Source organism: Vibrio profundi (genome assembly GCF_043642225.1).
GTDB classification, from domain to species: domain Bacteria; phylum Pseudomonadota; class Gammaproteobacteria; order Enterobacterales; family Vibrionaceae; genus Vibrio; species Vibrio profundi_A.
The window spans coordinates 38,286-51,610 of record NZ_JBHZSF010000004.1; the positions used below are offsets into that span (position 1 = coordinate 38,286).

Below are 13,325 nucleotides of genomic sequence, written 5' to 3' on the forward strand. Positions count from 1 at the left end.
GCAGCGACGGCTGCTTTTTTCGGGTCAACGGCCTCTTGCGCTTCAGTCTCTGTAGATGACTCAGCCACGTCGTTAGCCTGCTGTGCTTTTTTCGCTTTAGCGCGCGCAATTGCCGCAGCGACGGCTGCTTTTTTCGGGTCAACGGCCTCTTGCGCTTCAGTCTCTGTAGATGACTCAGCCACGTCGTTAGCTTGCTGCGCCTTTTTCGCTTTAGCGCGGGCAATAGCTGCTGCAACAGCTGCTTTTTTCGGGTCAACGGCCTCTTGCGCTTCAGTCTCTGTAGCTGACTCAGCAACGTCGTTAGCTTGCTGCGCCTTTTTCGCTTTAGCGCGGGCAATAGCTGCTGCAACAGCTGCTTTTTTCGGGTCTACCGCTTCTTGTGCTTCAGTCTCTTTAGGCGATTCTTCCGCGTTGTTAGCTTGCTGCGCCTTTTTCGCTTTAGCGCGTGCAATTGCTGCTGCGACGGCTGCTTTTTTCGGTTCTACCGATTCTTGTGCGTCAGTCTCTTTAGGAGATTCTTCCGCGTTGTTAGCTTGCTGCGCCTTTTTCGCTTTAGCACGCGCAATTGCTGCTGCAACAGCTGCTTTTTTTGGGTCTACCGCTTCTTGTGCGTCAGTCTCTTTAGGAGATTCTTCCGCGTTGTTGGCTTGTTGGGCTTTTTTAGCTTTAGCGCGTGCAATAGCTGCTGCGACGGCCGATTTTTTCGGGTCTACCGCTTCTTGCGCTTCAGGCTCTGTAGATGACTCTACCGCATCGTTAGCTTGTTGCGCTTTTTTCGCTTTAGCACGAGCGATTGCAGCGGCAACTGCTGATTTTTTATCATCAGCTTCAGAGGTGTTTTCTTCGTTATCGGTCGTTGCACGTTGAGATTTTCTTTCACGTGCAAGCTTTTTACGCTCTTCTCTGAGCTTAGCCACCTCTGAGTTGTCAGGAAGAACAGTGCCTTCCTTCTGAGCTGCGGCTTGTTTTGCTTTTGCCTTCGCTATTGCGGCGGCAACCGCTGGTTTCACTGATGGCTCTTCGGATGCTGTAGAGTTTTTCTGTGCTTTCACTCTGGCAATTGCAGCAGCGATGGCATCATCCCCGTCAGAAGATTTCATCTCTTTACGGCGGTTATCTGCGGCTTTTTTAAATCGATTTTCTCGCTCAGCCTTATCTCGTTCCATACGAGCATTTTTTTCTTCAAAACGAACTTTAGCTCGTTCAGCAGCTTGTGCTTCATGTTGGCGAGTTCGGATTTCAGCTTTGGCCTGACGATAGTACTGAACAAGCGGAATTTCACTCGGGCATACAAATGCGCAAGCGCCACATTCAATACAATCTTTCAGGTTTAACTCTTCACATTTATCCAACTCGTTAGCTTTAGCGTGCCATTGCAATTGCTGAGGGAGCAAAGAGGCAGGGCAGGCTTCAGCACATTGCCCACAACGAATACATTCCATCTCATATTCGCTCGGCGCAATTTCTTTACGAGTAGGCGCAAGAATACAGTTAGACGCTTTGGTGATTGGAACATGTGCATGGGGTAAGGTGAAACCCATCATTGGTCCACCCAAGATCAAGCGCGGGAGCTTTTTATCCGCTTTGTAACCAAACTCATCAAGTAAGGCCTGAACTGGAGTACCCAGTAATGCCCAAACGTTACGAGGTTGCTTAAATGTTTTTCCGGTTAGCGTTACCACACGGCTAATGACGGGTTCGCCATCAATGATAGCGCGCTTAATTGAGTACAACGAGCCGACATTTTGAACGAGTACGCCAATGTCTGCTGGTATTCCCCCAACAGGAACTTCTTTGTTTGTTAGGACTTTGATTAGCTGCTTTTCGCCACCAGAAGGATACTTAGTTGGGATTACGCGAATGACGATATCTTTACTTTGTGCCGCTTTTTCTAGGGCTTTGATTGCATCTGGTTTGTTGTCTTCTATGCCGATGACTGTCAGTTTTGGCTTCAAGATATGTTCGACAATCTCGATTCCTTGAATTACCTGATCTGCATGGTCTTGAAGTAATCTGTCGTCCGACGTGATATAGGGCTCACACTCTGCAGCATTAACGATCAATATGTCAGTTCTGCCCAGACCGGATTGAATTTTTTTTGCGGTAGGAAAACCTGCGCCACCCATACCAGAAATACCGGCCTGGCGAATTATATCGAGTAATTCATCAGCGTTGTGTTGGGTGTAATCGGGAACCGGGTGCTTTTCGCCCCAAACGTCTAAGCCATCAGGTTTGATCACGAAGCTGGTTTCGGTTAAGCCTGATGGGTGGGCGGTAGTTCTTGGCTCGATAGCCGTCAGAATTCCAGATGTTGGAGCATGCACTGGGAGCATAAAACCGGTTGTTGAACCTGTGAGTGCTTGCCCTTTTTTAACGTAATCTCCAACGTTGACTAAGAGGTTACCCGCTTTACCAATATGCTGTTTGATTGGCAGTACGATCTCGGCAGGTATTGCTGCACTTACCAGTTCATGTTGATTGGATTGAATTTTGTTTTCTGCCGGGTGCACGCCCCCAGGGAACGTCCAAAGTGAACCGGAACGAATCTGTTCGATTAATGAGTTCATACCAACCTCTATTGTTGTGCGTCAGACGCCGTGGCATCTTTAGCTTGGTTGGTAATATCAATAACGGGGATGGTGTTCAGCTGCCATTTCCAGTTATCAGTCGTTGTTTCAAGTGGGATCATTTCAATACAATCGGTAGGGCATGGTGCAACACACAGGTCACAGCCTGTGCACTCATCTTTTATCACGGTGTGTAGCGCTTTGGTGCCGCCGACGATAGCGTCGACAGGGCAAGCTTGAATACATTTGGTGCAACCAATACACATATCTTCGTGGATATAAGCGACAGTCTTAACTTTGTCATTAAGATCGTGCGCTGAGTCTTCAACTTCTACACCCATTAAGTCAGCCAGCTTCTCTATAGTTGCTTGGCCACCTGGAGGACATTTGTTAATGGAATCGCCGTTAGCGATAGCTTCTGCATAAGGTTTACAGCCGGGGTAACCACATTGCCCACATTGGGTTTGTGGCAGGATTGAATCAATCTGATCAACGATTGGATCGGCTTCAACTTTAAAGCGGATAGACGCAAAACCAAGAATGGCACCAAATACTGCCGCTAGTGCTACAAGAGCTAGAATAGCGATAAGGATTGTACTCATAGTTATTTCACCAACCCAGTAAAGCCCATGAACGCCAGAGACATTAAGCCTGCGGTGATCATCGCGATCGATGCGCCTTTAAATGGGAGTGGAACGTCTGCGACAGAAATACGCTCTCGCATAGAAGCAAAGAGAATGAGTACTAAAGAGAAGCCTATCGCAGCACCAAAGCCATAAACGATAGATTCAATGAAGTTATGACTCTCAGTAATATTCAAAAGCGCTACGCCCAGTACGGCACAGTTGGTCGTAATAAGCGGCAGAAATATCCCTAACAAACGATATAATGTAGGGCTGGTTTTATGGACAACCATTTCTGTAAATTGTACGACAACGGCAATCACCAAAATAAAGCTCATGGTGCGCAAGTATTGGATGCCTAAAGGTGCCAATATATAAGTTTCGACCAGGTAGGAGCATACCGACGCAAGCGTCAGTACAAATGTGGTGGCAAGGCCCATACCTATAGCGGTTTCTAATTTTTTAGACACGCCCATGAAAGGACACAGGCCCAAAAACTTCACAAGTACAAAGTTATTGACCAGCACAGTGCCAACCAATAACAAAAGATATTCGGTCATAGTGGATTATTTTTTTAAATTCCGATCACAATATTATCCTGCTTTGTAGAGCTAATAACAACTAAGGATCAGTAAGGTTTTCTATAGTTGGTGAAAATTTACACGCATTTATTGCAGGAAGTAGAAAATTGTCAGCTAAACGGCGTATTGTCGGGGAACTGAGCTTTGTTTTGATGCGATGAGTAGAGAGGCGAGTTTTACTGTATAAAAACCTGAAATTCGTGTGGTTTTTAGGCGTGTTGTATGTTGTGGAAGATAGAAAGGGATAAAGCGATTAATGAGCAGAAGGCATGGGAAGTAGAAACAAAAACGCCCAATCGATTGATTGGGCGTTTTTGTTGAATTTGGCTCCCCCTGCGGGACTCGAACCTGCGACATACGGATTAACAGTCCGCCGTTCTACCAACTGAACTAAGGGGGAATTGCTTCGAAAGCGGGGCGAATAATAAAGTTTGACTTATTGGCTGTCAATAAAAAATAACAGAAAAAATTCGCTATTAAATCTTTACTTTCTTGCAGGCCTTATCGTTATTGGCTTCACCCTAGTTATCCACCAAATTTGTGGATAAGTATGTGTGTGGATCTTTAACAAAGTAATTATCAATGAATTAGACAACAAGTGATTTTTCTAACTTGCACTTAACTCATTGAAAGTATTGAATTCAAATGAAGTCTCTTGATTGTGGGTAAAAAATGATTTTGTGTGAAAAATGATCAAAAATGTAACGAATGTCGACTTTTTGGGGAAAAGGCGTGGATGAAAATATCGTGCTATAAGGGAGGTGAAGCTTGTGGGGCGAAGAATAATATCAATAGTTCAGAATAAATGCTAGCACTTATAAGTGTATTTTATGATCTAATTTTTTATATTTGGGCTTGCATCTAAACCTAGCTAAGAGTGACAATGACCTGATTATAAACACAGTATGGAAAGAGACCTATGAGCAAGGTATTTGATTTAGTTTCTGATTACAGTGCGGCGGGTGATCAGCCGACGGCGATTAGAAAATTATTGGATGGATTAGACTCAGGCCTTGCTCACCAAACCTTACTTGGTGTTACGGGGTCAGGTAAAACCTTTACGCTTGCGAATGTGATTGCTGAAGCACAAAGGCCAGCAATCTTATTGGCACCAAATAAAACCTTGGCAGCGCAGCTTTATGGAGAAATGAAATCATTTTTCCCGAACAATGCTGTCGAATATTTTGTTTCGTACTATGACTATTATCAGCCGGAAGCATATGTACCTACTACCGACACGTTTATAGAAAAAGATGCGTCAGTGAATGCTCATATTGAGCAAATGCGCTTATCGGCTACTAAAGCATTACTTGAACGAAAAGATGCGATTATCGTTGCGTCTGTTTCTGCTATTTACGGTTTGGGTGATCCTGAGTCTTATTTGAAGATGATGTTGCATGTTTCTCGTGGGGATACCATGGACCAACGCGATATTCTTCGTCGACTCGCAGAGCTTCAATATAAGCGTAATGATGTTGCATTCGAGCGCGGGCAATTTAGGGTTCGTGGAGAGGTTATCGATGTCTTTCCTGCTGAATCAGAACAAGATGCCGTTAGAATCGAAATGTTTGATGATGAGATCGACTGCATCAGCGTTTTTGATCCTTTAACTGGTGCTGTGAAGCAACGGGATCTCCCTCGGTATACGATTTACCCTAAAACACACTATGTGACTCCGCGAGAGAAAATTCTGGACGCCATTGAGCAAATTAAAGATGAGTTACGTGATCGCCAAAAGCACCTGAAAGACAATAACAAATTGCTCGAAGAACAGCGTATTTCTCAGCGCACCCAGTTTGATATTGAAATGATGAATGAACTTGGTTTTTGTTCAGGGATAGAAAACTACTCGCGTTATTTAAGTGGGCGTGCAGAAGGCGAGGCCCCGCCGACTCTATTTGACTATTTGCCTAACGACGGTTTGTTAATCATTGATGAATCGCACGTCACTGTCCCGCAAATTGGAGCAATGTATAAAGGTGATCGATCCAGAAAAGAAACATTGGTTGAGTTTGGATTTCGCTTGCCGTCTGCACTAGACAATCGACCAATGCGCTTTGAAGAATTTGAATCTATCGCCCCACAAACGATCTTTGTTTCGGCGACGCCTGGCAATTATGAATTAGAAAAATCTGACGATGAGATTGCAGATCAGGTAGTTAGGCCAACCGGGTTACTGGATCCTGAATTGGAAGTACGTCCCGTCGCCACTCAAGTTGATGATTTACTATCAGAAATTAGAATTCGTGAAGCTAAAGACGAACGAGTTTTGGTGACTACGCTCACTAAGAGAATGGCTGAAGATTTGACTGAGTACTTGAATGAACACGGCGTGAAGGTCCGTTATTTACACTCAGATATTGATACCGTTGAAAGGGTAGAAATTATTCGAGATTTAAGGCTTGGTGAGTTTGATGTCTTGGTGGGTATTAACTTACTTCGTGAAGGCTTGGATATGCCGGAAGTTTCTTTAGTCGCAATTTTAGACGCTGATAAAGAAGGCTTCTTACGTTCTGAACGCTCTTTAATACAGACAATTGGTCGTGCAGCTCGAAACATTAGCGGCAAAGCCATTTTGTATGGAGACAAAATAACTAAGTCGATGAAAAAGGCGATGGACGAGACTGAACGTCGCCGTATTAAGCAGCAAGAATACAATGAACAACAAGGCATTACACCGCAATCGCTAAAACGAAATATCAAAGATATTATGGAGCTTGGTGATATCACCAAATCGAAACAGCAGCGTGTCTCAAAGCAAGTGCCGTTATCAAAGGTAGCCGAGCCTTCAGCGACTTATGAAGTCTTGACACCTCAACAGTTAGATAAAGAGATCAGTAAGCTTGAAGGGCAAATGTATCAACACGCCCAAAATTTGGAGTTTGAACTCGCGGCTCAAAAACGAGATGAGATTGAAAATCTTCGGAAGCAATTTATTGCTAATAGCTAACCTAGATTAATGAACACAAAAAATTGCCAGTAGTAATTCATTCTACTGGCACATATTTGTAGATATGTGTATCTACTAACAACGTCAGTTGGCTAGGTGACCCGAAGGTCATTAGTCATATAGCATTTCATATGCCATTTCTAGTACGTTGAATCTAAAGAAAATTATTATTTGTATCGCAGAAATAACGATGAGTAATTTGCATATTGCAAAGCGGAATGCGATTATTATAAAAAATGCAAATATTAATTGGCTAGGCTATGCAACAGAAAATATTAGACAATAAATCAAAGTATTTATTGATGGTAGAAGATACCGCATCAGTTGCTGCGTTATATCGATCCTATTTAACACCCTTGGAAATCGATATTAATATCGTGGGCACTGGCCGTGAAGCTATCGAAAGCCTGTCTCACCGAATCCCGGATCTTATCCTACTTGACCTTCGCTTACCAGACATGACAGGAATGGACGTACTGTTCGCGGTTAAGCAAAAATATCCAGAAGTCCCTGTAATTTTCATGACTGCCCATGGCTCTATTGACACTGCTGTCGAAGCAATGCGCCATGGTTCTCAAGATTTCCTTATTAAACCCTGTGAAGCTGACCGTCTAAGAATCACAGTAAATAATGCCATTCGAAAAGCCACTAAGCTCAAAAATAGTACGGAACATCCCGGCAATCAGAATTACCAAGGGTTTATTGGCAGTAGCCAAACGATGCAGCAAGTTTATCGGACTATTGATTCTGCGGCGTCCAGTAAAGCCAGTATCTTTATTACCGGTGAAAGTGGTACGGGTAAGGAGGTGTGCGCGGAAGCGGTGCATGCTGCGAGTAAAAGGGGAGATAAACCATTTATTGCTATTAACTGTGCGGCGATTCCTAAAGATCTGATTGAAAGCGAGCTCTTTGGTCATGTTAAAGGCGCGTTTACTGGAGCGGCGACAGATAGGCAAGGTGCTGCAGAGCTGGCCGACGGAGGAACGCTGTTCCTAGATGAATTATGCGAAATGGATCTCGACCTTCAAACTAAATTACTGCGTTTTATTCAAACTGGTACCTTCCAAAAGGTAGGCTCATCAAAGATGAAGAGTGTGGATGTTCGATTTGTCTGTGCGACGAATAGGGATCCGTGGAAAGAAGTACAAGAAGGACGCTTTAGAGAAGACCTATACTATCGTTTGTACGTGATCCCATTGCATCTGCCACCGTTGAGAGAGCGTGGTGAGGATGTGATTGAAATCGCTTACTCGTTACTCGGTTATATGTCTAACGAAGAAGGCAAAGCATTTGTACGTTTTTCTCAAGAAGTAATCGATCGTTTCAACCAGTACGAGTGGCCCGGGAATGTTAGGCAACTACAAAATGTTTTGCGTAATGTTGTGGTGCTCAATAATGGTAAGGAAATTGGGTTAGGAATGCTGCCACCACCGCTAAACCAACCGATAGAAAACAGTATACGTTTACAAGCGAAGTTGGATGAAGACGTGACGGTGAAAGATATTTTCCCACTTTGGATTACAGAAAAAACCGCGATTGAGCAAGCAATAAAAGCGTGTGACGGAAATATACCACGAGCCGCTGGCTTTTTAGATGTTAGCCCTTCGACGATTTACCGCAAACTTCAGGCGTGGAACACAAAAGAACAAAAACTATAAATTAAGGCGTGAAGATGAAGACCTTGAACCAGCAAAAGATAAAAGAGTTAGCAGGGGAGATTGGTGAAGAAAATGTACCAGTGTTACTCGATATATTTTTGGGTGAACTCACACTGTATATAGATAGCTTAAGCTCAGGAACTTTACTTGATGTGCCGCAGTACTTAGCTGAAATTAGTCACGCACTAAAAAGCAGCGCTGCCAGTTTCGGAGCGGATAAGCTTTGCGGTTATGCGCATAATATTGATGCTAGAGTTAAGTTGAAGCAGAACATTGATGAGGTGGAAGATACTCATGAAATTCTTGCATTGCTTAAAGAAACGCAAGTTGAATACCTCGCGTTACTTAATGAACTTCAAGCGTAAATAAAAGGAGCCAGAAGGCTCCTTTTTTAATTATCGGACTTGAGATTCTATCGCTTGCTGAAGCTTACCCCGGTCGTGACGCCAGTCCCGATTTGGTGAAGCGAGCTCTACCGTCACACAGTTCCATAGTCCTTCTAATTCTGGATGGGGGGTATCGCCGAGTACGACATCAATTTTACGGGCTTGGCATGAGCGTTCGCACCACTCCAGTTTATCCTGGAGAGTCATACGGCCTGCCGGACCATGTTCCGGCGATAAATTTTCGACAAAAATAACCTTGGCATTTGTGTTCTCTGCTATGGCTTTACCGATTTCTGGGAGAAGCAGTGGAGGCATAATACTGGTGAGGAAACTTCCTGGGCCCAATATGATGATATCCGCCTCTTCGATTGAAGCCACGCCTTCTTTAGTCGCAGGCACTTCGGGTGAAAGGTCTAGGCGTCTTAACTCTTCGGGCATATCATCAACATTCGTTTCGCCAGTCACAAGACGTCCGTCCATCGACAGGGCAGTGAGATCGGATGGATGCTCAGACATCGGTACTATATTAACATCAACCTTAAGCATGTTTCGTATTAGGTTGATTGCTTCTAATGGTCGAACTGAGAGATTATCAAGTGCAGTGAGCATCAAGTTACCAAGATTGTGTCCGTGCAGTTCACCTTGTCCTCTAAAACGGTACTCGAACATCATTGAGCTAATCGAAGGTTCCGTTATCAGTTGATTGATGCAATTACGAGTGTCACCCCAGGCTATCCCTCCTTGGCAATCTCGAATTCGACCTGTCGAGCCGCCGTTATCTGTTGTTGCCACAATACCCGTAGCATTACTACCAAAATCTTTAAGTGCTGCTAACATTCGACCTAAGCCGTGGCCCCCGCCAATTGCGACGATTTTCTTTGAAGAATAGATATCCATGAAGTTTGTTCTTAATTATTTATAACCCACTATAATTTAGAGTAACTGGTTCATATCAGGTACTCAATAGGAGTTAAATTGAGGTGTTAGTATAGTTTTTTCGCTTTAAGGCTAGATTCACTTACAAATATTAAGTATTTTAACGGTAGCTACTATTGATACAATATTGTGAACAATAGTTGCCATAGCTCCGAGCTCTGCTCGCTAAGTCCCTGAGATAAGCGTTCAGAGCCAGTGACATGTTGTCACAAGGGCATAATTGGAAATGATTATGCCTCCCGTGTTTGGAAAGGTGTTCCGTGGCGCAACAATTCGAAGATAAATTCCAACGTAAGTTCTATTACTTACGCTTGTCAGTTACAGACGTCTGTAACTTCAAATGTACATACTGCTTACCTGATGGCTATAAACCTTCGGGGCAAAAAAACTCGTCCTTTTTAACGGTTCCAGAAATCAAGCGTGTCGTGACAGCTTTTGCCGATTGCGGAACGACAAAAATCCGCATCACAGGCGGAGAGCCGAGCTTACGTAAAGACTTTTTAGAAATCATTGATACAGTCGCAAGTACTGAAGGCATTCAGAAAGTTGCAACGACGACCAATGGTTATCGTATGGAAAAGCACGTTGGTGATTGGCGAGATGCTGGTTTGACACACATTAATGTCAGCGTTGATAGTTTAGACCCTCGAATGTTCCACCAAATTACGGGTGAGAACAAATACAAAGAGGTGATGGCGGGCATTGACCGCGCCTTTGAGGTCGGCTACGAGCAAGTCAAAGTTAATGTCGTATTGATGAAAGACTTGAACAGTCATGAACTCCCTGCCTTTCTAAATTGGATTAAAGATCGTCCAATTCAACTTCGCTTCATTGAATTGATGCAGACAGGTGAGATGGATGAACTGTTCAATAAGCATCATGTATCTGGTGTCGCGATACGTAATCACTTGATTGCGAATGGCTGGCTATTGAAAGTTAAAGCAGCTAACGATGGCCCCGCGCAGGTATTTGTTCATCCAGATTATCAGGGTGAAATTGGTCTTATCATGCCATATGAAAAAGACTTTTGTGCAAGTTGCAATCGACTACGTATTTCAGCTAAAGGCAAACTTCACTTGTGTTTGTTTGGTGATGAAGGCGTTGAAATGCGTGACTTGTTACAAAGCGACACTCAAGAAGCCGAGCTAATCGCCCGAATTCAAGCACAGTTACAAACTAAATCAGTCAGTCACTTCCTTCATGATGGAAATAGCGGGATGACTCCGCATCTCGCATCGATAGGTGGCTAGGGCTCAGGTTTAAAAAACCAACCAAATTTTTAGCAATGGGACATCGTCGCGTGTTTCATTGCTCCTCAGAATCAACATATTAATCAGATTGAAAAGGTGAACAAATGGGTCACGCAGAAAGTAAATTCCAACCAGCAAACATTGCAGTTCTAACAGTTTCAGACACTCGCACAGAAGAAAATGATACTTCAGGTGGCTACTTAGCAGAGCAATTGCAAGAAGCGGGTCATGTACTAGCTGACAAGAAAATCGTTATCGATGACATGTATAAGATTCGTGCGATTGTATCTCAGTGGATCGCCGACGAATCAGTACAAGCGGTAATGATTACTGGTGGAACCGGCTTTACTTCTCGTGACAGCACTCCGGAAGCGCTAGTCCCTCTATTTGATAAGCAAGTTGAAGGTTTCGGTGAGCTTTTCCGTCAGGTATCTTATGAAGAGATCGGCACTTCAACGATTCAATCGCGTGCGATCGCAGGCTTTGCCAACCATACCGTTATCTTTGCAATGCCAGGTTCGACAGGTGCGTGTCGTACGGGCTGGACGAAAATTATTAAACAACAAATGGATGCAAGCCACCGTCCATGTAACTTCATGCCACACCTTTCAGTGTAAGGTGGTTAAGCATGAGCCAATTTACTCACATTAATGCTTCTGGTGAAGCTAACATGGTTGATGTTTCTGCTAAGGCTGAAACAGTGCGTGAAGCGAGAGCTGAAGCTTATGTACAAATGTCGGCAGAAACACTCGAGTTGATTGTTTCGGGCAGCCACCATAAAGGTGATGTATTCGCGACGGCACGTATAGCTGGCATTCAGGCCGCTAAAAAAACGTGGGACTTAATTCCGCTTTGTCATCCCCTTTTACTTACTAAGGTAGAAGTGCAGCTAGAAGCGATTGAATCAGAAAACAAGGTTCGCATTGAATCGGTGTGCAAACTTGCTGGGAAGACTGGCGTAGAAATGGAAGCGTTAACAGCCGCTTCAGTTGCTGCATTAACAATCTACGATATGTGCAAAGCGGTACAAAAAGATATTGTGATTGAGAATGTACGTCTGTTAGAGAAAACAGGTGGAAAATCAGGTCACTTTAAGGTGGATTCATGATTACTGTACTTTTCTTTGCTCAAACTCGTGAACTTGTTGGTGTTGATAGCTTACAAGTAGAGGCGCAATTTAACACTATTGAAGCGATCCGTAGCCACCTTGTCGAGAAAGAAGGTAAATGGGACATTGCATTAGAAGAAGGCAAGCTACTTGCCGCTCTAAATCAATCGATTGTTCCTCTTACTACCGAAGTGAAAGATGGGGATGAAGTCGCTTTTTTCCCACCAGTTACTGGGGGCTAATATGGTGAATGCAAAAACCGCTCAAAGAGTGTTAGTAACTGCTGACGATTTCGATGTAGGTGCTGAATACGATTTACTAGCTCAAGGCACGTCCGCGGGAGCGGTAGTTACGTTTGTTGGCAAAGTTCGTGATATGAACTTAGGGGACAATGTCATTGGATTGTCGTTGGAGCATTATCCGGGTATGACCGAAAAATCTCTCTTAGAGATTTGCGACCAAGCTGAGTCCCGCTGGCCTATACAAAAAATACGCGTGATTCATCGTGTTGGTGATCTCGATATAGGCGATCAAATCGTATACGTGGGTGTATCAAGCGCGCATCGAGGTGCGGCTTTTGAAGCTTGCGAGTTTGTGATGGACTTTCTCAAAACTAAGGCTCCATTTTGGAAGAAAGAACGCACTACAAACGAAACTCGATGGGTCGAATCTAGAGATTCAGATGCCGAGGCCGCTAAACGTTGGTCTAATTGATAAAAATAATTATAAAAACCGGTTTTTTAGCCGGTTTTTTTATATCTGAAAATTAAAAGCACAGTATGGCTTCTTTTTAAATAAATGATCTGTACTAGTACGTATGGAATATTTATTTACAAAATGCATATTAACCAGTTTGATATAGGCCTCGCTGATTATTGGTTTTTTATCCTGTTTTACTTAGGGTGATTTTCCTCACAATTAAAGTAGATGACATAGGATATATGTGAGCCATAATTAGATTTCATGTGTCATTAATGTTAATTTTTACACCAACTTCTAGCATAAGATGCTAAAAATAAGTTACTTGCTAGAGGTATCAACACTAACGGCTGCAATTCTCAGATGGTGACTGGTCTAATAACTGGTAAATGATCTATCCATAGGATTTTATGCTGACTCATTGGAGTTATCGGAGAATTATCCGATTTTCTGCCAGTTTTTTATGGCAAATTACTTCAATGATTGATAGTGTGTGCCGCAATCTTTGTAAGGTTTTAGATTTTTGTGCTTAAGAATTGAGCTAAATAAATCTAAATCACTATCCGT

At 43.4% G+C, this 13,325-nt stretch carries 12 protein-coding genes, 1 tRNA gene and 1 riboswitch; of the genes, 8 read left to right on the forward strand and 5 right to left on the reverse strand.

Annotated features, from left to right (window positions below; genetic code table 11):
- The 4 genes from rsxC to ACHUFI_RS08565 form a co-directional block, all read right to left on the reverse strand.
- On the reverse strand, nt 1–2,567 hold a 2,567-nt coding region (gene rsxC, locus ACHUFI_RS08550; RefSeq protein WP_394248167.1), incomplete at its 3' end, for an electron transport complex subunit RsxC.
- Between the two features lie 8 nt (nt 2,568–2,575).
- Nucleotides 2,576–3,169: an electron transport complex subunit RsxB gene (gene rsxB, locus ACHUFI_RS08555; protein WP_394248169.1), complete on the reverse strand. Its 594-nt coding sequence runs from the start codon at nt 3,167–3,169 to the stop codon at nt 2,576–2,578.
- A 2-nt stretch (nt 3,170–3,171) separates the two neighbouring features.
- Complete coding sequence (rsxA, locus tag ACHUFI_RS08560) at nt 3,172–3,750, reverse strand: electron transport complex subunit RsxA (protein ID WP_394248171.1); 579 nt, start codon at nt 3,748–3,750, stop codon at nt 3,172–3,174.
- A gap of 345 nt (nt 3,751–4,095) precedes the next feature.
- Nucleotides 4,096–4,171 (reverse strand) — tRNA-Asn (locus ACHUFI_RS08565).
- A gap of 519 nt (nt 4,172–4,690) precedes the next feature.
- Between ACHUFI_RS08565 and uvrB the strand changes: the two genes are divergently transcribed.
- The 3 genes from uvrB to luxU all read left to right on the forward strand — a co-directional run bounded on the left by uvrB (nt 4,691) and on the right by luxU (nt 8,744).
- On the forward strand, nt 4,691–6,721 hold the full coding sequence (uvrB, locus tag ACHUFI_RS08570; protein ID WP_394248173.1) for an excinuclease ABC subunit UvrB: 2,031 nt from the start codon (nt 4,691–4,693) through the stop codon (nt 6,719–6,721).
- A 260-nt stretch (nt 6,722–6,981) separates the two neighbouring features.
- Nucleotides 6,982–8,379 carry a quorum-sensing sigma-54 dependent transcriptional regulator LuxO gene (gene luxO / locus ACHUFI_RS08575; protein ID WP_394248175.1) on the forward strand — a complete coding sequence of 466 codons (1,398 nt, stop codon included), beginning with the start codon at nt 6,982–6,984 and terminating at the stop codon, nt 8,377–8,379.
- Between the two features lie 14 nt (nt 8,380–8,393).
- The gene (gene luxU, locus ACHUFI_RS08580; RefSeq protein ID WP_394248177.1) at nt 8,394–8,744 is read left to right on the forward strand and encodes a quorum-sensing phosphorelay protein LuxU; all 351 of its coding nucleotides are present in this window, start codon (nt 8,394–8,396) and stop codon (nt 8,742–8,744) included.
- Between the two features lie 30 nt (nt 8,745–8,774).
- Here the strand turns inward: luxU and ACHUFI_RS08585 are convergent, their stop codons facing one another.
- Nucleotides 8,775–9,662 carry a YvcK family protein gene (locus ACHUFI_RS08585; RefSeq protein WP_394248179.1) on the reverse strand — a complete coding sequence of 296 codons (888 nt, stop codon included), beginning with the start codon at nt 9,660–9,662 and terminating at the stop codon, nt 8,775–8,777.
- Between the two features lie 176 nt (nt 9,663–9,838).
- A riboswitch (molybdenum cofactor riboswitch) is annotated at nt 9,839–9,973 on the forward strand.
- Between ACHUFI_RS08585 and moaA the strand changes: the two genes are divergently transcribed.
- The 5 genes from moaA to moaE all read left to right on the forward strand — a co-directional run bounded on the left by moaA (nt 9,962) and on the right by moaE (nt 12,773).
- Nucleotides 9,962–10,951 carry a GTP 3',8-cyclase MoaA gene (gene moaA / locus ACHUFI_RS08590; protein WP_394248181.1) on the forward strand — a complete coding sequence of 330 codons (990 nt, stop codon included), beginning with the start codon at nt 9,962–9,964 and terminating at the stop codon, nt 10,949–10,951. (Overlaps the previous riboswitch by 12 nt.)
- Nucleotides 10,952–11,055: 104 nt before the next feature.
- Entirely contained in the window at nt 11,056–11,568 is a 513-nt protein-coding gene (gene moaB, locus ACHUFI_RS08595; protein WP_394248183.1) for a molybdenum cofactor biosynthesis protein B, read from the forward strand.
- A gap of 11 nt (nt 11,569–11,579) precedes the next feature.
- Nucleotides 11,580–12,059 (forward strand): cyclic pyranopterin monophosphate synthase MoaC, encoded by a 480-nt coding sequence (moaC, locus tag ACHUFI_RS08600; protein WP_394248185.1) that lies wholly within the window; start codon nt 11,580–11,582, stop codon nt 12,057–12,059.
- Nucleotides 12,056–12,301 (forward strand): molybdopterin synthase sulfur carrier subunit, encoded by a 246-nt coding sequence (moaD, locus tag ACHUFI_RS08605; protein ID WP_394248187.1) that lies wholly within the window; start codon nt 12,056–12,058, stop codon nt 12,299–12,301. The genes moaC and moaD overlap by 4 nt, the downstream gene beginning before the upstream one ends.
- Before the next feature lies 1 nt (nt 12,302).
- Nucleotides 12,303–12,773, forward strand: coding sequence for a molybdopterin synthase catalytic subunit MoaE (gene moaE, locus ACHUFI_RS08610; RefSeq protein ID WP_394248189.1), 471 nt, complete (start codon nt 12,303–12,305; stop codon nt 12,771–12,773).
- The last annotated feature ends 552 nt before the right edge of the window (nt 12,774–13,325 follow it).